The sequence below is a fragment of the Dactylosporangium sp. CA-139114 genome (assembly GCF_050955725.1).
Lineage (GTDB): Bacteria > Actinomycetota > Actinomycetes > Mycobacteriales > Micromonosporaceae > Dactylosporangium.
On the sequence record NZ_CP192080.1, the window covers coordinates 1,312,632 to 1,332,384 of the forward strand.

The following is a 19,753-nucleotide window of genomic DNA, read 5'->3' on the forward strand; positions in this document are numbered from 1 at the left end:
GATCGAGGCGGCGGGCGCGTCAGCCACGGACGGGCGGGAGGCCGGGATCGAGGCGGCGGGCGCGTCAGCCGCGGATCTCGGTGGACGGGTCGGGCGGGTCGACGACCTCGAAGATCTCCACCATGCCGCTCGTGCGCAGCAGCCGGTACACCCCAGGCCCCGGGCTCGCGAGCACCACCGCGACGCCGGCGCCCTGCGCGTACTTGTACCCGCTGATCAGCACCCCCAGCGCGCTGGAGTCCATGAAGGACACCGCGGCCAGGTCGATCACCACGCGAGCCGGGCGGCCGTCGACCGCGCGCACGATCGCCTCGCGCAGCGCGGGCGCCGTGGCCACGTCGACCTCGCCGCGCACGGCGAGCACCGTGCCGCCGTCGGGCTCGCGCCGGGCGCGGATGGGGATTTCCGCCACACGAGCAGTATCGGGCGTCCGGCCCGGGCCGGCCATCGGGGGCTGCACAATCCGACCCTTCCGCACGCATAGACCGTCAGCCTCATAGACAGGCGTACAAACCCCAACGCATACCCGGGTTTTCAGTGACGCTTCTCTGGCGTACGGTGACGCAGATCGGAGTGGGCGGCCCCCTGGCGTGCGGGTCAGCCTCGGCGCCGCGGACGAAGGGTAGGCGCGGCCTTGAGCATCCTGGGCGGGTCCGTCCTCACGGCGATGGCCGAAGGCCTGCGGGGCCGGGATCTGCCGTCGCTGCGCACCGCCCTGGAGACCGAGCTGGGCCTGCCCATCGGCGGCGCGGACGAGGCCGAGACGTTCCTGGACCGATGTTCCCGGATCCCGGGTGCCCTGCACGCGCTGGGCGATCGGCTCGACGAGGACTTCCGCGAGCAGCTGCGCGCCGTACCGGTACCGCTGCTGCTGCCCGCGGAACGGCGGCGCCTGCTGGCGCTGACCGCCCAGGCCGCCCACCTGCCCGTCGCGGGCCCCTATCGCGCGGCCGTCGGCCCGGCCGGACCCGATCGGCCCGCCGGCGGCACCCCCTCCGAACTCCTGCCGCACCTCGAGGGTCTGCTGCGCCCGCCCGAACAGCCGCCGCCGCTGCTCGCGTTCGTCGCCGCGCTCGCCGCCGAGGCCGGCGCGCAGCTGCGCGGCGAGCTGCGGGCCTGGCTGGAGGGGCACCTCGCGCGCACCGGCGCCCCGGCCGACTGGCTGGCCGCGCTCACCCCGGGCGCCGGGCGCGGGTCCCGCACCATCCTCGTGCTGCGCATCGAGCGCGATCGGCTCGACGAGGGCTTCCTGCTCTGGGCCTGGGTCCAGGGCGAGGACGGCGCGCCGGGCATCGCGCTCGCGGCGGCGGAGACCGTCATCGCCGAGGCGGACCTGCCGGCCGAGGTCGACCGCCGGCTCGCCACCGTCCTGGCCGCGCACGCCTGCGACCCCAACGACGTGGCCGTCGAGTGCATCCTGCCCAAGGCGCTGGCCAACCTCCCGGTCGACCAGTGGCCCGTCGGGCCCGCGTTCGGCGCCGAGCCGCTGCCGCTCGGCGCGCGGCACTCGGTCGTGCTGCGCTCGTGGGAGCGGGCCGCCGACCCGGCGCTGCGGGCGAACTGGAGCCGCAAGTCCAAGCGGCTGCGCGCGCACGGCCACCTCAGCGACCCGAAGGCCGTCTTCTTCCTCGACCGGCCCGAGCCCGCCCTCGCGGCGCTGGGCGCGCAGCTCGCCGAGGAGCCGCGGATCTGCTTCATGCAGGAGTTCCCGCCGCGCGAGGAGCCGAGCCTGGCCGCCGACGAGCTCGGCGTGGCGCTGAGCATGGGCCTGCCGGTCGCGGTCTGGTGCCGCCCGGGCTACGACCCGCGGGCGGCCGGGCGACTGGACGAGATCCTCGAGGTGTCCAGCGTCGCCGAGCTTCCCGGTCTGGTCCTGCGCCTGCGCCGCGAGGCCGCCCGCGCCCCCGGCGGCGAATCCCGTCCGGGCACCCATCTCGCGCTGCTGTGGGACGAGTCCGGCCGCCGCCCCGAGGAGCCGGCGCCGCGCTGGCGGCCGCCCGGCCAGGCGGGGGAGCGGCGATGAACCTCGACGCGCTGCGCCCGCTGGCCGCGCTCGGCCTCGACGAGCTCGCGCTGCTGGTCGACACCGGAGCGTCCCTGACGCTGTGGGAGCCGGTCCTGGCCGAGCTGCGCGCCGCGCTGGCCGGCCTCGGCGGGCCGCCCGTCGCCGAGTGGCCGCTGGAACCCGGCCTGCAGCTGCCGCCCGCCCGGCGCGTCACGCTCGTCGTCACCGACGGCGTCGGCCCGGCCTGGGACGGCGCGCTGGCCCCGCTGCTGGAGCGCCTCGGCCGGTCCGGCCCGACCGCGGTCCTGCAGCTCCTGCCCGCCCGCATGTGGCCCCGCGGCGGCGCCGAGCCGCACCGCGTCCGGCTGAGCGCGCCCGGCCCGGCCGCCGCCAACGCCGACCTGCGGGTCGAGGTGTCCGACGGCCGGTTCGAGCCGGCCGCCGCCGGCGTCGCGATCCCGGTGCTGAAGCTCGCCCCGCGCTGGCTCGGGCCCTGGGCCGCGCTCGTCGCCGGGGCACCGCAGACGATCCCGGGCGTCGCGCTGTTCACCGGGCGGTTCGGCGGGGAGCCCGCCGACGCCGAGCCGGCGCGCGACCCCGAGCGGCGGGTCCGGGCCTTCCGCGCCGCGGCCTCGCCGACCGCGTACCGCCTCGCCGCCCTCCTCGCCGCCGCCCCGCTCACCGTGCCCGTCATGCGCCTGGTGGCGTGGGAGCGGCTGGCCGAGGCGGGGCCGGAGCACCTGGCCGAGGTCTTCCTGAGCGGCCTGCTCGTGGCCCGGGACGGCTACGACTTCCGGCCCGGCGTGCGGGAGGCCCTGCTGCCGGCGCTGGACGCCGCCGAGGCGTTGGCGGTGGTACGGCTTGTGGCCGATCACCTCGGCCCGGCCGACCTGGACGCGGCCGTCATCGCCGGCGACCCCGGGCCCCTGGCGGCCCTGGGCCCGGCGTTCGCCGAGGCGGCCGCCCCGGTGCTGCGCGCGCTCGGCGGCGCCCACGCGGAGCTGGCCGAGCGGCTGCGGCGCCCGGTCGCGGCCGATGCGGCCGCGGCGGACACGGGGGCGGCGAGTTCTGGCCTTCTGGCCGGAGGTGGCGGCGCCGACGGTGACGGCAGGGTGACCGAGATCGATGTGGTGGCGCAGTTCGCCGATGCGGCGGCCGAGCGGTGGGACGGTGCGACGGGTGCGGCGACGGCGGCGGGGGAGCGGAACGTGCACGTGAAGACGCCGCAGCAGGTGCGCAACGCGGTGCCGCCGCGCAACTCCGGCTTCGTCGGCCGCGACGCGGTGCTCGACGAGATCGGGCACAAGCTCGAGACCGGCCTCGTCGCGCTGCTGCCCGACGCCCGGCACTCCCTCGGCGGCACGGGCAAGACCCAGCTGGCGCTGGAGTACACGCATCGGTACGCGGGGGAGTACGACCTCGTGTGGTGGGTGCCGGCCGAGCAGGTCGCGCCGATGCGGGTGGCCCTGGCCGGGCTCGCGCGGGCCCTGAGGATCCGGGAGAGCGGCGACCTCAACCGGACGCTGCAACTGCTGCGGGAGACGCTCGAGCGCGACTCGCAGTACCGTCGCTGGCTCTTGATCTTCGACAACGCGAGCCGTCCGGAGGACATCGAGCCCTATCTGCCCCGCGGCACCGGCCACGTGCTCGTGACCTCCCGCAACCCGCGCTGGGCCGAGATGGGCCACGCGATCGAGATCGGCGCGTTCACGCGGGCGGAGAGCGTGCTGCTGCTGCGGCGCCGCACACCGGCGATCAGCGGCTCGCAGGCGCACACGCTCGCCGCGCGCCTCGGCGACGTGCCCATGGCGATGGAGCAGGCCGCGGCGACCCAGCACGCGACCGGCTGGGCGGCGACGGAGTACCTCGACCGGTACGACGAGCTGCGCCGGGACATGGGCGGCACGACGGAGCGGCCGGAGTACCCCAGCCCGATCGTGGTCACGTGGAACCTCGCCTACGCCGAGCTCGCCGAGCGCAACCCCGGCGCCGCCCGGCTGCTGGACGTGTGCGCGTTCCTGGCCGGCGAGCCGGTGTCGTGGAACGTGCTGTGGGAGAGCCGCGGCGCCGGGCTGCCCGCCCCGCTGGGCGCCCTCGTGCGCGTGGAGAAGGCCCTGCGCACGGCGCTGCGGGAGCTCGCGCAGTTCGGGCTGGCGCAGGTCGACCCGGCGCTGCAGTCGGTGCAGGTGCACCGGCTCGGGCAGCTGCTGCTGCTGGAGCGGCTGGGGGTCAAGGAGTACCCGATCTACCAGCAGGCCGCGCACGACGTGCTCACCGCGGCCGACCCGGCGATCCCGGACGATCCGTCGAGCTGGCCGCGCTACGAGGAGCTCAGCGCGCACCTGCTCTACTCGGACCTGCTCGCCGGCGCGACCGACGAGTCCCGCCAGCTCATGCTGCACTACGTGCGCTTCCTGTTCGTGCGCGGCGACCATGACAGCAGCCGTACCGTGGCCCAGCACGCGTACGACCGCTGGCGTCTCGCCCTGAGCGACGAGCACGAGGACACCCTCGCGGCCGCGTACCACCTCGCCAACGCCATGCGCGCGGGCGGCGACGCGGCCGAGGCGGCCAAGCTCAACCAGCAGACCCTGGCCACCCTGCGCAGCGTCTTCGGCGACGACGACGAGAGCACGCTGATGACCGCCAACAGCGTCGGGGCGGACCTGCGCCTGCGCGGCGAGTTCGTGGCGGCGCGCAACGTCGACCTCGACAACCTCGACCGCTACCGCCGGCTCTTCGGCGAGGCCTACCCGCGCACCCTGCGCTGCGCCAACAACCTCGCGGTGGACATGCGCCTGCTGGGCGACTTCCGCCAGGCGCGCATCATCGACGAGCAGACCCTCATGCACCGCCGCCGCGTGCTGCCCAACCCGCACCCGGAGACGCTGTGGTCGCTCGTCAGCCTGGCGCACAACCGCTTCGGCCTGGGCGAGCACGAGGTCGCGATCGAGATCCTCACCGAGGCCCTGCCGGTGCACGCCGATGCGTTCGGGGATGACCACCCGGGCGTGCTCACCGGGAGGCGGTACCTCGCGATGGCCCTGCGCCGCGCGGGCGCCTATCCCCGGGCGCGCAAGGAGGCCGAGGCGACGATGGCGCTGTGGCTCGAGAAGTACGGCGACCACAGCGCCGACTCCCTCTCCGCCGTGCTCACCTACGCCAACTGCGTGCGCGCGAGCGGGGAGTTCGGGGGCGCGCGGAGCGCGGCGCAGCAGGCGGCCGACGGCTTCGCGGCGATCCTCGGCGAGAAGCACCCCTTCACCCACGCGGCCCAGGCCGCGCTCGCGGCCGCCCTGCGCGCCGAGGGCGACCCGGCCGCGGCCGCGGAGCTGGACCGGCACGCCCTCGTGGGCCTCGCGCACTCCGTCGGGGCCGAGCATCCGTTCTCCGTCGCCTGCGCCATCGGCTACGCCTCCGACCTCGCCCAGTCCGGGCAGACGGCCGGGGCCGTGATCGCCTCGAAGGACACGGTCCGCGTGGCGCAGTCCGCCTTCGGGGCCCAGCATCCGGCGTTGCTCGTCGCGGGCTTCAACCACGCGCTCGACCTGCGGGCGGCGCATCCCGCCGGGGAGGATCGGGGGACTGTGGCGGCGGCGGCCGAGGCGCTGCGGCGGCGGCTCGGCGATACGCATCCGGCGACGCAGACGGCGTTTGCCGGGCGGCGGCTCGAGTTTGACATCGAGCTGCCGGCTACCTGAGGTTCTCGGTGTTCGTTTGGCCTGGTCGCGAAATATCCGGCTCGTTCCTCACCGGATATTTCGGATTTTTCGCCTGTAGGGCGATAAATCTGTTTCACAGCATTTTCTGGTCTGGCGTCCGGCGCGTAATTCGGCGACCGTCGCGCGGCGGAGTGGAGGCTGGTCCGAGCATGGTGCGGCAAGGCGGGCCAGCGGCTAGTGCACGGCCTGTCACGGACCAAGCAGGGACGACGTCTGCGGGCGACCCTCACACCGCACCACTGCCGCCCGCCGGACCGCAAGACACCGACACAGTTTCAGCCCGGAACGGGCCGCCACCTCGGCGAAAGAGACTAGTGCGGTGTCCACCAACCTTGCCGGGTCCGCGACACAGCCGAACGAGCGCTCACGGCGGCCCCCAACCCGGTCAACGTTGGCGGTCAACGCATTAGCCAGCCCGTGCGGCAAGGCGGGTGCGGCCGCGGGGCCCAGCCGGGTCAGGCGACCGCGTGCGCGGCCCGATGGGCGGCCAGAGCGGCCAGAGCGCGTTGCCGCGGGATCGCCGGCACACGGTCCGGCAGCCACGAGTCGAGCCGCGCCCGCATGCCGTCGACCAAGCGGCGGCCCGCCGGCCCCAGGGCGTCCGACGTGTGCAAGGTCTCCAGGGTCTCGGCCACGGCGACCCGCCACCGGGTGAACTCGAAGGCGGCGGTGTCGTCGGCGGTGCGGCAGTACTCGGTGCGCCAGAAGTCCGCGATCGCGAGGTGCGCGTAACAGCCGTGCAGCAGCGCGCCCGGTGGGCGTGGGTCGGTGCGCCACGGGGCGTAGTAGCGGCGGGGCGGCGGGTCCGGTCGCAGCATGTCGTGGAAGAGCAGGAGCGCGTTGAGCTTGCCGTGCTGCTGCTCGTGCACCAGGCCCGCCGCCAGGCGGCGCGGGTCCGCCGGGCGGGCCAGCGCCGCGGCGCCGAACGCGTCGCGGGACGTGGCGCTGCGCCCGGCCGCGGACAGCGGGACCACCGAGGTCAGGCAGCGCGACATCGACCGGACGTGCCAGGGGTGGTGGGCGGCCAGCAGCGCGCCCGCCGCGGCCGTGTCCGCTCGCCAGCGCTCGGCCTCGTCGGGTGGGAGGCGGTCGGTGAGCGGCAGGTCGTAGACGCCGCGGTACGGGTCCAGGTCGTCCAGGAACAGCCGCAGGGGGCCGGCCTCCAGGCGCAGCAGCGGCAACCAGGCCGACGCCCCGGCGATCGACAGGCCGGACGGCGAGACGGTCACCGTGGCCGGGCCGTCGACCAGGGCCGTGCCCTGCCCCGGGATCGCCAGGCGGCCGTTCGGGGCGGGGGCGGGCCAGGTCGCGGCCAGGCCCGCGGCCAGGGCCGCGGCCGCCGCGACGCCGTGCAGGTGGTCGAGGTCGGCCGGGGTCGCGGGGCCGGTCAGGCAGTGGATGGCCCAGGCGCCGACCTGGGGGTGGCCCAGGACCGCCCTCGTCGCCGCGGGGTTGTCGGCGTCGGCGGCGGCCAGGACGCGCGCGGCCTCGGGGGCGCGGTCGCGCGCGGCGTGGGCGACCGCGCGGACCAGCAGGACGTGCTTGGTGATCTGGCCCGCGCGCAGGGTGTCCAGGACCCGTTCGCCGCCGCGGCCGGTGGCGAGTTCGTCCAGGTCCTCGGGGCCGATGACCAGGGCGCGCGGTCGTGGTGCGGGGGTGTTCAGGGCGCGGCCCGGTCAGATGCTCGAGTTGAAGCCGGCGACGGTTTCGTGGGGCTCGTCGACCTCGCCCAGCACGCGGCGGATGGTGTGAGCCAGCACACCGTTGCCGAGGGCGGCCAGCCGGGCCGGATCACGAAACGCATTCAGGATCGGTCCGTCACGCAGCGCATTCAGGTCGGGTGAGCCGGGCTCGAGCCCGCTGTCCGCATTGCCCGAAAGATCGGTCAATGTCGCGTACAGCCGGTCCGGAGTATCCGTTTTGCTACCATCCCCCACAAGGCCTGCCTTCACTGGGCGTCACCTATGTCTACCATTCACGACGCCCTTCCGCCCGCCCGCGGTTGGCGTCGCGGCCCGGGAATTCTGTATGAACGGGCCGTACGCGGCAATCGACGTGCGTCGCCGCGGACGGCACGTGCAAAAAATAGTTGGTGCCCGGAAAGGTTTCGCAGCCGACCACCGGAATTCGCCCGGCGGAGGCACTGCGGGGGCCCTGGGGCCCCCGCGTCAGAAGTCGCCCTCGGCCACCTGGAAGACCGTCAGGCCCAGGGCGCGCCACATCCGCACGACCTGCTGGCGGTCGTCGAACACGCCGATCACGTGGTACCGGCTGCGGATCTCCTGCTCGAAGATCTCCGCCTTCACGATCGAGTCGCGGCGCTGGTCGCCGAACCGGCGCATGAACAGCCCGCGGTAGGGCACGCCCACGTGCTCGGCGAGCCACGTCTCGGTGTCGGCGCGGCCGTCGTCGCTGCGGCCCGAGCAGAACACGATCTCGTAGCCGGCGGCGTGCATGGCCCGGACGGCGGCGATCACGGGCTCGTTGGGCAGGTCCTCGCCGACGCGGGACATGTCGTACGGGCTGCGGCCGTTGAACAGCGCCACGGTCCCGTCGATGTCCACGAGCACCGCGCGCGGCGCGTCCGGCGGCGGCTCGTAGACGACGCCGACGGTCTCGTCGAGCACCGGCAGGGGCAGCGGCAGCGACCGACCGGCGAGGTACCGCTGATGCATCGACCGGATCACCGACTCCCCGACGTGCCCCTCGCCCGTGCGCAGGGCGTCGCGGCGGATGCACTCCTCCACGGGCACGTCGGTGAAGTCGCGCACGGCGAAGTGCGCCTTGCACTTCGCGGCCAGCTCGGCGAACTCGCGCACCACGCGGCCGCGCAGGTTCGTGTCGTCGCAGACCACGTCGGCGCCCCCGCGCAGCAGCGCCTCGACCGCCGCGTGGTGCGCCTGCGTGACCTGGCGCTCGGCCCGGCCGCGCCGGTCGTCGTCGGCCACGCGGCCGCCGTGCATCATGCGGCGCAGATCGTCGCGGTTGACCCGCACGAGGTGCGCCTGCTGCTTGGCCCAGGTCGTCTTGCCCGAGGCGGGCAGCCCTCGGGTGATCGTGAGCGTCGCCATCTACTCGGCCTTCCCGTCGTCCTCGGTGGCGCTGACGGCCGGGCGTACCTGCTGCCACAGCAGCGCCCCGTAGTCCTTGCCGTCCAGGCGCAGGAACAGGCACCCGCGCCGGGGGCTGCGCGCCACGGCGAACGCGAAGTCCTTGCGCGTCCAGCCCTCGGGCAGGCCCGCCACGACCTGCGCGTACTCCCGCTCGACGGCCTCGGCCAGCTCCGCCACCGCGGCCGTGAGCCCGGCCGCGACGTCGCTCGCCCACGCGTGGAACTCGTCGGGCAGCGGCTCGAGCAGCTCGTCGAGCCGGTCGGCGAGCATCGCCTCCCACACGACCCTCGGGTTGAGGCCGGTGACGATCCGGTGCAGCCGCACGTACTCGGTGTACTTGATCTTCACCCGCGTGTCGGAGCCTGTGAAGTGCACCACGAGCCCCTCCCGATTGTCGCGGGGCGGGGCCGCGAGGGCCTCGGCCAGGGTGCGGTACGAGAACGACTCCACCACGGGCCCGGGCCACCCCGGCACCGCGTCCGGGCCGTGGCTGCGGCCGGTCGCGATGTCCACGGCGCCGAGCAGCACCAGGTCGTCCAGGCCGCCGTAGTCGAGCACGATCCGGTTGGCCGGGTAGATGATCTCGAACAGCACCGTCAGGCCCGCGGGCGGCTCGAAGCGGCCGGCGTACCGTGCCCGGAACACGGCCGTCGCGTGCCGCGCCTGCTCCGAGTCGAACGAGCCGCGGGTCGCCAGGGCCCAGCCGTCCGGCGTCGGGAAGAGCACGCCCAGCGAGCCGTCGGCCTTGTCCGTCACCGCGACGGGGCCCTCGAGGTCGAGCTCCGGGGCGCCCGGCTGGCCGTGGTTGAAGAACTTCGCGAACGGCCGCGCCAGGACCTGCCCGTCGCGGGCCACGACGAGGCCGCGGCAGGCGAGGGTGGCCGCGTTCCACACGTTCTCGTACTGCGCCTTCTCCGTGTAGTTGTGGATCAGCAGCGGCAGCGAGGGGTGGTTCTGGGTGCGGATGTACCCGCCGCCGACCATCTCGGCCAGCAGCTTCGGGTCGCAGAGTGCATCGATGTGGAGGCTCATGGCGCGGTACAGCGTAGGCGCGCCCGCCACCGGTCGCGACGGGAATACGGGCAGGGTGCGGTGCGTTGTGCGGGGCGGTCAAAGAGCCGTGCGGACGACATGGCAGACTTGACCGACGGCCAACTCAGGTTCCGGTTCACGTCCACGTGGCGACCCGGCGACCGACTGATCGAAAGGACCGCGGCCATGAAGCCGGACATTCACCCGGAGTACGTGACCACCGAGGTCACCTGCTCCTGCGGCAACTCCTTCACCACCCGCAGCACCGCCAAGGGCGGGCAGATCCACGTGGAGACGTGCTCCGTCTGCCACCCGTTCTACACGGGCAAGCAGCGCGTGCTCGACACCGCTGGGCGGGTCGCGAAGTTCCAGCAGAAGTACGCGAAGGTCCAGGCCAAGAAGGCCGGCAAGTAGCTGCGCTTCCGGCGCCCGTCCACGACCCCGCAAGGGTTGTGGACGGGCGCCGTCTTCGTGTTGAGGAACCGGACCACGCTGGAGAGGACTGGAAGGACATGACCGCCGACACCCGGCTCGCCACGCTGTTGGCGGAGTACCAGGAGATCGAGCAGAAGCTCGCCGACCCGAGCATCCACGCCGACCAGGCGCTGGCCCGCAAGGCCGGCCGCCGGTTCGCCGAGCTGTCGCCGATCGCGAAGACGGCCGGCGAGCTCGACCAGGCCCGGGGGGACCTGGCGGCCGCGCGCGAGCTCGCGAGCGAGGACGCGGCGTTCGCGGCCGAGGCCGAGGAGCTGCAGGAGCGCATCCCGCTCATCGAGGAGCGCCTCGCCGAGCTGCTCGCCCCGCGCGACCCCAACGACGCCAAGGACGTGATCCTCGAGGTCAAGGCCGGCGAGGGCGGCGAGGAGTCGGCGCTGTTCGCGGGCGACCTGCTGCGGATGTATCAGCGCTACGCCGAGCGGCACGGCTGGGTCACCGAGGTGCTCGACTCCCAGGAGTCCGACCTCGGCGGCTTCAAGGACGTCGCCATCGCGATCAAGACCCGCGGCATCCCCGACGGCGGCAACGGCGTCTGGTCCCGGCTCAAGTGGGAGGGTGGCGTGCACCGCGTCCAGCGCGTGCCGGCCACCGAGTCACAGGGCCGCATCCACACCTCGGCGGCCGGCGTGCTGGTCACCCCCGAGGCGGAGGAGACCGGCGAGATCGAGATCGACCAGAACGACCTGCGCGTCGACGTGTTCCGCTCCTCCGGGCCGGGCGGCCAGAGCGTCAACACGACCGACTCGGCGGTGCGGATCACCCACCTGCCGACCGGGATCGTGGTCTCCTGCCAGAACGAGCGCTCCCAGCTGCAGAACAAGGACCGCGCGATGCGGATGCTGCACGCCAAGCTCGTGGCCCTGGCCGAGGAGCAGGCGGCGGCCGCGGCCGGGGACGCGCGGCGCTCCCAGGTCCGCACGGTCGACCGGTCGGAGCGCATCCGGACGTACAACTTCCCGCAGAATCGGATTTCCGACCACCGGATCGGTTACACGGCGTACAACCTCGACCTGGCGCTCGGCGGGGACCTCGACAGCGTGCTGGATGCCCTGGCCGAGGCCGACCGCAAGGCGCGGCTCGCGGGAGAGGACCAGCTCAGCCGAGGGTGACGGGGGTCTAACGCCGACGTCACATTCCGGAAACGGTGCTGGGTCACCCTGGTCTCGGGTAGCGTTCCACGCGAAACCGAGCCGCACCCAGCGTGATCGCCGATACATCCGGAGGGCTGCCATGCCGTCGCCATCGACGCCAGTCGACATCTCTGCGGCTCCGCGGGCCGTGGTGAGCACCGCCGCCGACCTCATCTTCCGGGTCGGACGCTCGGTGCTGGGCGCCGACAAGGTCCCGACAGCGAAGGCGAACGCGTGGGCGGCCGTGTGCGCCGACCAGGAGCGCGCCCGCATCCGGGAAGAGAACGCCCGCATCCTGCTCGCCCGCTGAACCCGAGTCGCCCAGCACAGCACGCTCAAGAACAGCACGCTTCAAGAACAGCACGCTCAAGACGCCGCGCGTGGGCGCGGCGTCTTTGCGCGCAGCATCGCGTGGTCGGCCGCCTCGAAGGCCTCCGACACGCTCTGGAAGTCCTCGCCGGAGAGCCCGGCCCAGCCGATCGTGACGCCCACCGGCGTGCCCGGGACCAGCGACTGCCAGTCCTCGCCGGCGATCGCGCTCTCGATCCGCCGTGAGATCTCCCGCGCCTCGCCCGGCGAGGTGGTCGGCAGCACCACCACGAACTCGTCGCCGCCGTAGCGGGCCACGAAGTCGCCCTTGCGCATGACGCGGTTGAGCACCCCGGCCACCCGCTGCAGCACCAGGTCGCCCGACAGGTGACCGTGCACCGTGTTCACCTGCTTGAAGCCGTCCAGGTCGCAGACGCCGAGGGCCGCATGGCCGCCCGCCGCCACGAGCTTGGTGATGTGCTCCTCCAGGTAGCGGCGGTTCGGCAGGCCGGTCAGCGGGTCGGTCTGCGCCTCGCCCCGGTGGAAGTCGACCTTGCGGACCAGGTCCTCGTGGTCCAGCAGCGCCGCGACCCCGTCGACGAACAGGTCGCGCAGCAGGTCGAGCTGGGTGTTGGCGGCCCGGTAGGCGATGCGGTCCGCGTGATAGGCCGAGCGGTAGTCGCCCGCCCCGAGGTGCGCCAGGGCGCGCAGCCGCAGCAGCTCGGCCGAGCCGAGCGAGTCGTCGCTGACCTGAGCCGTCTCCAGCCGGGCCACGGCCTCGATCGGGCGGCGCTCGGCGATCGCCCGGCACACGGCGCCGAGCGTGCGGAAGTCCCGCGCGCGCGTGGACAGGCCGGCCGAGTCGAGCAGCGGCCACGGGTCGATCGCGGGGGCGGAGGCGCCGAGGGTGCACAGCCGTACGGCCGCATAACCCATCGCCCCCCGGGCCACCGGACGCAGCCGGCCCACCTCGTCGTCGTGGACGCGGCGCTCGAGGTCCGCGGCGATGTCGCGCAGGATGCGCAGGCAGCCCTCGCTGTCGCCGCGGTGGTCGAGGTCCACGGCGAGGCGCAGGCGGATCTGCGGCGCGGCGAAGTCGGTGCTCGCCGTCGGCACGCCGACCTCGACCGCGACCGCGCGGGCCCGGTCCATGGCGGAGAGCGCGTGACCGTGGAAGCCGGTGTAGGAGTACGCCATCGCGAGGTTGTGCCAGCCCCAGGCCGTCGTCTCGTCCAGCAGCTCGACCGCGCCGAGCGCCCGGGAGCCGTGCACGAGGGCGCGCACGCAGTGGTCGAGCGAGCCCGCGCGCAGGGCCACGATCGCGGCCAGGGCCTGCAGTTCGCCGTACTGCCCCGGGTCCTGCAAGTGCCGGGCGGCGGACAACCCGGCGTCCAGCGCCGCGGCGTACTCCTCCGACCGCCCCAGGTTGATCAGCGTGATGAGCCGCAGCTTGAGCGCCTCGACCCGCTCGGCCGGGGCCTGGTCGCCCTCCAGCACCCGCTCCACGACCGTGAGCGCCTCGCCGAGGCGATCGTGGAAGATGAGCCGGCGCGCGCGCGTCAGCTCAGCCGTGCGGTCGCCCACCGCCATCCGAACCCCCTCCAGCGCGCCTCATGATTATGGGGTGCACCGACTCGAAGATGACACGCCGGAACGAGAGTTGCCCACGCTTTCGCAGCTGATCACGGCGGCGACCGCGACCCTGGCCCGGGCCGGCGTGGCCTCCCCCCGCGTCGACGCGGAGCTGCTGGCCGCCCACGTGCTCGGCGTGCCCCGCTCCCGCCTGCTGACCGCCGCCGTCACCGGCCCGCAGGCCGGGGAGCTGAAGCGGCTGGTGGCCCGCCGGGCCGCGCGCGAGCCGCTGCAGCACCTGACCGGCACCGCGCCCTTCTACGGGCTCGAGCTCGCCGTCGGACCGGGCGTGTTCATCCCGCGGTTCGAGACCGAGCTGCTGGTGGAGTGGGCGCTCAAGCAGCCGGCCCGGCGCGTCGTCGACCTGTGCTCCGGGTCGGGGGCGATCGCCGTGGCCTTCGCCACCCGGCGCCCCGAGGCGGAGGTGCACTGCGTCGAACGCTCGGAGCGGGCGCTGCCCTGGCTGCGGGAGAACGTCGCCCGGCTGGCTCCGGCGGTCCGGGTGGTCGAGGCCGATGTGTCCGACGGATCGATGCTTTCCGATTTATCCGGTACCGTCGACCTGCTGCTGTGCAACCCGCCCTACGTCCCCGAGGCGACCCCGGTCGACGTCGAGGTGGCCGAGCACGACCCGCACGACGCGGTCTTCGCCGGCGACGACGGCCTGGCCCTCATGCCGGCGATCGCCCGCGCGGCCGCCCGGCTCCTGCGCCCCGGCGGCCGGCTGGCCATCGAGCACGACGACACCCAGGGCGAGTCGCTGCCGCAGCTGCTGCGCGGCACCGGCCTGTTCACCGCCGTCGAGGACCACCGGGACCTGGCCGGCCGCCCTCGGTTCGTCACCGCGAACCGGGGCGACCGGCACCGCGACTAACGCGCCGCCACGATCAGGTTGGTCAGGAACGCCACCGTGGCGGCCGGGACCGCGGCGGTGCCGGAGAGCGTCTCGTCGAGCCAGGACTCCCGGACGATGCCGTTGCCCCGCAGCGGGGCCACCGCGCCGGGGTCCGCGCGCCAGTGGTCCACCACGAGCGCCGCCCACTCGCCGGCCCCGAGCTGGGCCTTGCTGCCGCCCCGCACCCGCTGGCGGATCTTGCGGGCCAGCCGGCCGGCGGTGACGCGCGCGGCCGCGGCCCGGGTGCCGATGCCGCCCTGCCCCAGCTTGGCCGGGATGAGCCCGGAGTCGAGCGGCACCGCGGCGAGCTTCGGGTCGAGCCGCTCGATGAGCTGCCCGGTGAGCCGGCCGCCGCGCTTGTCGTCGGGCGACACCGCGTGCGCGAGCTGGACGAACCGGCGGTCGAACATCGGGTTGACGAAGAAGCGGTTGGTGGCCGCCACCGAGCCGTGCGCGCCGGCCCACCGCTGCATCCGCTGGAAGAGGTAGAACTGGTCGATCGCGCGGAGCCACTCGGAGGAGGTGCCCTCGAAGCCGGCCCAGATCAGCTCCAGCGCGTCGGTCTGCGCGCGGGCGGCGAAGTCCGGCTCCAGCGCCTGGGGCAGGACGGCCTCGTTGGCGTACAACCGCCAGTTGGCCAGCTTCGCGACCAGCGCCTGCGAGGTCGTCGCGCCGCGCGGCTGGCCGAAGTAGTAGAAGCCGCGGCAGGTCTCGCCGCCGAGGCCGGAGAGCCGGTGGCCCTGCTCCAGGTTGCTCTCGGCCAGCAGGAGCGGGGCCAGCGCGAGCGGGCTGGCCATGCAGTCGAGCGCGGCCGAGGCCTCGAGCGCCAGCCGCCACGCGTCCGCGGGCGTCACCGGCGGCTGGTCGTCGAGCCAGTAGATCTGGTGGTCCAGTCCGCACAGCTCGCTCAGCTTGGCCGCGTGCCGGGCGTCGGAGCCGCCGTGCACGTCGACGGTGAGCGCGCGCAGCCCGGGCCGCAGCTTGGCCGGCACCGCGCACAGCAGCACCCGGGTGTCCTGGCCGCCGGTCAGCTGCAGCACCGTGGCCGGGTGGTCGCCGAGATAGGCGGTCTGGAAGTCCTCGAGCAGCCCGGCCATCTCCTCGACGGCCGTCTCCACGGTGGGCGTCGCCCCGTCGAGCTGCAGGGACGGCTCGATGTACCGCTGGGCCCGCACCCGGCCGCCCGAGAGCACGGCGAGCGATCCGGCCTCGAGCTTGAACACGTCGCCGAACACGGTGCCCAGCCCGACCTGCCAGCCCACGAGGCTCTGCAGCCCCAGCGCGGCGGTGTTCAGCGTCGAGCCGGCCAGCGCCTTGAGCGCGAGGGCGCTCGTCGACACCGCAGCGACGCCGTCGCCCTGCCAGAAGAAGACCTGCCGGAAGCCCAGCCAGTCGGTCGCGACCACGGTCGGCGCGGCGGGGGAGGAGCGGTGCGCGGCCGCGAACGGCGGCACGAGCGCGGCCAGGGCCGTGCCGTCCACCCCGGAGCCGTCCTTGAGCAGCCCCGCCAGGGCGTCGGTGGAGACGTCGCCGGAGCGGGTGCGCGCCGCGCGGCCGAGCCGGACCGTGAAGGCGCGGGCCTGCTCCTCGACGCGGTCGCCCGGGTCCTGCGCGCCCAGCGCGACCCAACCGTCGGCGCCCGGGTGGACGGTGGCCTCGCCGAGGGCCGCGACCGCCGCGGGTGCCGGGGTGCCCGGCGCTGCCCCCGGGGCGAACGAGACCGCGAGGAAGGACCTCACCGCGACCACCGCGCGGCAGAGAAGAATGGCTGCGCAGGACGCGAAAACATGGTCGTCATCGTAGACCTCACCCCGATCCGCCGGATGTCTCACCCATGACGCAAACCTGACATCGCGCGGGCTGCGACCTTCGCCGGGAATTGCCAGGTTTTCGCGCCGCGGGTCTGTGGTTAACTCTGCGGGTGTTGCGTCGAATCTGGGCGAGGCGAACGCTGGCCGAGGCTTTCTCGTCACGGGAGAACAGCTTCGGCTTCCTGCGGCTCCTGTTCGCCTTCCTGGTCCTGCTGTCGCACACCTTTCCGCTGGGTTACGCGCGCGACGATCCCGGTGCCGGCATCACCAACGGCCAGACCGAATTGGGCGAAATCGGCATCATCGGCTTCTTCGTCATATCTGGGTTCCTGATCACCCGAAGCGGGCTGCGCTTCGGGCTCGGCCGCTTTCTCTGGCACCGGGCCCTGCGCATCCTGCCCGGGTTCTGGGTCTGCCTGGTGGTGACCGCGTTCGTGCTCGCGCCGCTGGTCGCGCTGCTGGAGCGGGGCAACCTCGGCGGATTCTGGTCGCATCCCGACGGCCCGGCGCAATACGTCGCCAAGAACCTGTTCGTGGCCATGCAGCAATACGGGATCTCCGATCTCCTGCTGGACACCCCGTATGCGCACCGCACCGGCGACAGCGTCTTCGACGGTTCGCTGTGGAGCCTGATGTACGAGGTGGGCTGCTATTTCATGGTCGGCGCCCTGGCGCTCGCCGGGGTGCTGCGGCGCGCCAAATTCGTGGTGCTCATCATGGCCGCGGCCGGCTTCGGCATCATGATCTACGACCTCGTCCAGGCCCCCAGGGTGCCGGGCCCGCAGGGAATCCACGGCCCGGTCCTCGGTTTCAACGGCCTGGACCGGTACTCGTTGATTTACCTGACGTATCTGTTCCTGCTCGGGGCGTTGTTCGAGCTGTACAAGAACCGCATCGTCATGAACGACGCGGGCGCGCTCGTGGCCGTCGTCGTCCTGCTGGGCACCATCCAGTTCGGCGGCGTCGCGGTGCTGGGCTACCCGGCCTTCGCCTACCTCATCCTGTGGCTGGCGATCCGGCTGCCCCGATGGCTGCGCGGCATCGGGCGCAAGCAGGACTACTCGTACGGCTTCTACATCTACGCCTTCCCGGTCCAGCAGCTGCTGGCGCTGCTGGGCGTGCCGGACCGGGGCATGCTCGCCTACATCGCGCTCTCCACGGTCGGCACGTTCGCCCTGGCCGTGCCGTCCTGGCACCTCGTCGAGCGGCCCGCGATGGGCTTCAAGGACTGGACCCCGCGGCGCCGCCGGCCGGAGCGGACGCCCGCCGCAGACCCGGCCGCAGACCCGGCGGGGCCGCACCGCGAGCTGGCGAAGGACGGCGCCTGATCAGCGCACGACGGCGGGGGACCATGCGTCGGGGATGAGCACGCGCGAGGCGCCCGACCCGTCGGCCGGCACGACCCAGACGTCGCTGGCGGCCGGCCCCTCGCCGGCGCGCGGCAGGCCGTACACCACCTGCGAGTCGTCCAGCCACTCGATCTGGTCGTCCACGCTGCGCGGCTCGGCCAGGCGGGTGGCCTTGCCGGTGGCGATGTCGTAGACGGTCACGCCCCACTCGCCGGCGGGCCGCCCGGCCCGCTCCTTGAACGCGATCCGCTTGCCGTCCGGCGACAGCGACGGGCACTCGGCGTCCTCCCGCAGCGCCTCCAGCCGCCCCGCCGACATGGTGCCGCGCACCAGCCACGTCTTCTTGCCGGAGGCCGCGGTGGCGTAGAAGTGCTCGTCGTCGGCGAACGTGACGCCCCACATGTTGCGGTCCTTGGCGTCGATCGCCTTGCCGTCGACGGTGAGCGTGAACTGCTCGATGTTCGTGGTCTTGCGGCTGGCGATGTTCGTGACCAGCGTCTCGGTGGAGAACTGGCCCGGCGAGGAGTAGTCGTGGCCCGAGACGAAGGTCGTGGTCGCGACCATCGCGCCGTCGCGGGACAGCCGGGTCCGGCTCGGCACGCCCGACAGCGGCAGGTCCAGGACGGGGGACCAGTCCGCGCCGAGCACCCGGGCGGTGTAGGTGGTGACGACGCCCGGCTTCGCGGCCAGGCACACCGCCTGCCCCTCGCGGGCGTAGACGCGGTCACAGCTCACCGACGTGAACGCGCGGGGGCCGGACGGCGCGGTGAGCGGCACCTCGGCGACCTTGCCGTACCGCTCGCCCAGCGCCGTGCTGCGAAAGACGATGCGCGGCGCGCTCTGCACCGCGGTGAGGTCCTGGATGGTCGGCACCGGCGGCGCGTCCTGCGCCGCCCTGGTCTGGGCCCGCCGCGCGAACACGACGTAGCCCACGGAGCTGAGCAGAGCGACGGCGATGACGACGCCGAGGGCGATCAGTTTGGCCCGGTTGCTCACGCGGCGGCCTCCGTCGTCGGCGCTGCCGCAGCGCCCCGCAGCAGCCAGACGGCGACGGCGAGGGTGACGGTGAGCAGCCCCGCCACGAGGTAGAGCGCGTGGGCGCTGCCGAGCAGCAGCCACAGGCTGCCGAACGCCAGCGAGGACGCGAAGCGGGCGAGCACGACCACGGTCTGGGCGGCCGCGATGCCGCTGCCGCGCGCCTGCGGGTCGACCAGCGGGGTCACCAGCGCCGGCAGCACGCCGTCGGTGGCGGCGTAGTACGTGCCGATGAGGGCCAGCACGACGATCGTCGCCGGGAGGCCGGTGAGGGGGCCGGCCGCGAACAGGTAGACCAGCAGCAGCGCGACGTGGCCGCCGAGGAAGACGCGGGTCCGCCCGATGCGGTCGGCGAGGCGCCCGAACGGGATGGCCAGCAGCAGGTACGCGATGTTGGTGCCGACGTAGAGCAGCGGGAAGTACTTCGCGGCGAAGTGGTCGCGCTCCTGCAGCGAGAGGTAGAGGAAGCCGTCGCCGACCGTGAACAGCGCCAGCAGCCCGGCCGCGACCAGCGGGCGGCGCAGCCGCGGCCCGGTGACCTCGCGCAGCAGGTGCCGCACGTTCTGGGCCGCGCGCGCGGTCTTCGCCCGGTGGTTGGGCACGAAGAGCACGATGACGGCCACGCCCACCGCGGCGAACCCGGCCGAGACGATCCAGACCGAGTTGTAGTCGCCGGGCACGAGCAGCAGCATCGAGAAGGCCACCAGCGGGCCGATGGCCGCGCCGATGGTGTCGAGCGTGCGGTGCACCCCGAAGGCCCGGCCGAGCGCCTTCGGGTCCGACGAGTCGGCGATGATGGCGTCCCGCGGCGCGGTCCGCAGGCCCTTGCCGAGCCGGTCGGCGGTCACCACGGCGCTGATCGGGCCGAGGCTGTGCGCGACCAGCATGCCGACGCGGCTCAGGGCGGACAGGGCGTAGCCGGTGGTCGCGACCCACTTGGGCCGGTTGGACCGGTCGCTGACGTAGCCGCCGCCGATGCGCAGCAGTGCGCTGACGCCCTGGTAGAGGCCGTCGACGAAGCCGTACGCGAGCACGCCGAGGCCGAGCTCGGCGGTGAGGTACAGGGGCAGCACCGCCGACACCATCTCGGAGGAGACGTCGGTCAGCAGGCTCACGATGCCGAGCAGCACCACCGTCGTGGCGATCCGCGGGGCCGCCCGGGACGGCGACTTGGAGCCGGGCTTGCCACCCGGACGGTCCCGCAGCGTCAGGTACATCTGGT

Annotated in this window: 16 protein-coding genes; 7 read left to right on the plus strand and 9 right to left on the minus strand. The window is 73.9% G+C overall.

The genetic code is table 11. The features are described 5' to 3' along the window. Window positions 1-64: 64 nt before the first annotated feature. Window positions 65-412, minus strand: a complete 348-nt coding sequence (locus tag ACQP2P_RS05955; RefSeq protein WP_433613928.1) for an STAS domain-containing protein — start codon at window positions 410-412, stop codon at window positions 65-67. 222 nt (window positions 413-634) lie between these two features. On the opposite strand from ACQP2P_RS05955, the gene ACQP2P_RS05960 reads away from it, so the two are divergent. Together ACQP2P_RS05960 and fxsT are read left to right on the plus strand one after the other, a co-directional pair. Further along, window positions 635-2,023, plus strand: coding sequence for a hypothetical protein (locus ACQP2P_RS05960; protein WP_433613929.1), 1,389 nt, complete (start codon window positions 635-637; stop codon window positions 2,021-2,023). Next, window positions 2,020-5,706, plus strand: a complete 3,687-nt coding sequence (gene fxsT / locus ACQP2P_RS05965) for an FxSxx-COOH system tetratricopeptide repeat protein (protein WP_433613930.1) — start codon at window positions 2,020-2,022, stop codon at window positions 5,704-5,706. Before ACQP2P_RS05960 ends, fxsT begins: the two co-directional genes overlap by 4 nt. Before the next feature lie 476 nt (window positions 5,707-6,182). On the opposite strand, the gene ACQP2P_RS05970 is transcribed toward fxsT, so the two are convergent. The 4 genes from ACQP2P_RS05970 to ACQP2P_RS05985 all read right to left on the minus strand — a co-directional run bounded on the left by ACQP2P_RS05970 (window position 6,183) and on the right by ACQP2P_RS05985 (window position 9,872). Next, entirely contained in the window at window positions 6,183-6,956 is a 774-nt protein-coding gene (locus ACQP2P_RS05970) for an aKG-HExxH-type peptide beta-hydroxylase (RefSeq protein WP_433613931.1), read from the minus strand. Between the two features lie 447 nt (window positions 6,957-7,403). Beyond that, a complete protein-coding gene (gene fxsA / locus ACQP2P_RS05975) occupies window positions 7,404-7,679 on the minus strand; it encodes an FxSxx-COOH cyclophane-containing RiPP peptide (protein ID WP_433613932.1) in 276 nt (91 codons plus the stop codon). 216 nt (window positions 7,680-7,895) lie between these two features. Further along, window positions 7,896-8,798, minus strand: a complete 903-nt coding sequence (locus ACQP2P_RS05980; RefSeq protein WP_433613933.1) for an AAA family ATPase — start codon at window positions 8,796-8,798, stop codon at window positions 7,896-7,898. Continuing rightward, window positions 8,799-9,872 (minus strand): RNA ligase, encoded by a 1,074-nt coding sequence (locus tag ACQP2P_RS05985; RefSeq protein ID WP_433613934.1) that lies wholly within the window; start codon window positions 9,870-9,872, stop codon window positions 8,799-8,801. Window positions 9,873-10,058: 186 nt separating this feature from the next. Here ACQP2P_RS05985 and rpmE point away from each other — a divergent pair, with 186 nt between their 5' ends. The 3 genes from rpmE to ACQP2P_RS06000 all read left to right on the plus strand — a co-directional run bounded on the left by rpmE (window position 10,059) and on the right by ACQP2P_RS06000 (window position 11,810). Beyond that, window positions 10,059-10,286, plus strand: coding sequence for a 50S ribosomal protein L31 (gene rpmE, locus ACQP2P_RS05990; protein ID WP_433083948.1), 228 nt, complete (start codon window positions 10,059-10,061; stop codon window positions 10,284-10,286). Between the two features lie 98 nt (window positions 10,287-10,384). Continuing rightward, complete coding sequence (gene prfA / locus ACQP2P_RS05995; RefSeq protein ID WP_433613935.1) at window positions 10,385-11,479, plus strand: peptide chain release factor 1; 1,095 nt, start codon at window positions 10,385-10,387, stop codon at window positions 11,477-11,479. Window positions 11,480-11,600: 121 nt separating this feature from the next. Then, window positions 11,601-11,810, plus strand: coding sequence for a hypothetical protein (locus tag ACQP2P_RS06000; protein WP_433613936.1), 210 nt, complete (start codon window positions 11,601-11,603; stop codon window positions 11,808-11,810). Window positions 11,811-11,866: 56 nt separating this feature from the next. Here the strand turns inward: ACQP2P_RS06000 and ACQP2P_RS06005 are convergent, their stop codons facing one another. Beyond that, window positions 11,867-13,399 carry a diguanylate cyclase domain-containing protein gene (locus ACQP2P_RS06005; RefSeq protein WP_433613937.1) on the minus strand — a complete coding sequence of 511 codons (1,533 nt, stop codon included), beginning with the start codon at window positions 13,397-13,399 and terminating at the stop codon, window positions 11,867-11,869. A gap of 34 nt (window positions 13,400-13,433) precedes the next feature. Here ACQP2P_RS06005 and prmC point away from each other — a divergent pair, with 34 nt between their 5' ends. Then, window positions 13,434-14,315 (plus strand): peptide chain release factor N(5)-glutamine methyltransferase, encoded by an 882-nt coding sequence (gene prmC, locus ACQP2P_RS06010; protein WP_433613938.1) that lies wholly within the window; start codon window positions 13,434-13,436, stop codon window positions 14,313-14,315. Here prmC and ACQP2P_RS06015 read toward each other — a convergent pair. Beyond that, window positions 14,312-16,075, minus strand: a complete 1,764-nt coding sequence (locus ACQP2P_RS06015) for a hypothetical protein (protein ID WP_433613939.1) — start codon at window positions 16,073-16,075, stop codon at window positions 14,312-14,314. The two genes, prmC and ACQP2P_RS06015, sit on opposite strands and share 4 nt — an antisense overlap. A gap of 182 nt (window positions 16,076-16,257) precedes the next feature. Here ACQP2P_RS06015 and ACQP2P_RS06020 point away from each other — a divergent pair, with 182 nt between their 5' ends. Beyond that, the gene (locus ACQP2P_RS06020; RefSeq protein WP_433613940.1) at window positions 16,258-17,475 is read left to right on the plus strand and encodes an acyltransferase family protein; all 1,218 of its coding nucleotides are present in this window, start codon (window positions 16,258-16,260) and stop codon (window positions 17,473-17,475) included. Here the strand turns inward: ACQP2P_RS06020 and ACQP2P_RS06025 are convergent, their stop codons facing one another. Together ACQP2P_RS06025 and ACQP2P_RS06030 are read right to left on the minus strand one after the other, a co-directional pair. Beyond that, complete coding sequence (locus tag ACQP2P_RS06025; RefSeq protein WP_433613941.1) at window positions 17,476-18,492, minus strand: TolB family protein; 1,017 nt, start codon at window positions 18,490-18,492, stop codon at window positions 17,476-17,478. It abuts the gene before it with no gap. Beyond that, entirely contained in the window at window positions 18,489-19,748 is a 1,260-nt protein-coding gene (locus ACQP2P_RS06030; protein ID WP_433613942.1) for an MFS transporter, read from the minus strand. The genes ACQP2P_RS06025 and ACQP2P_RS06030 overlap by 4 nt, the downstream gene beginning before the upstream one ends. Window positions 19,749-19,753: the final 5 nt, after the last annotated feature.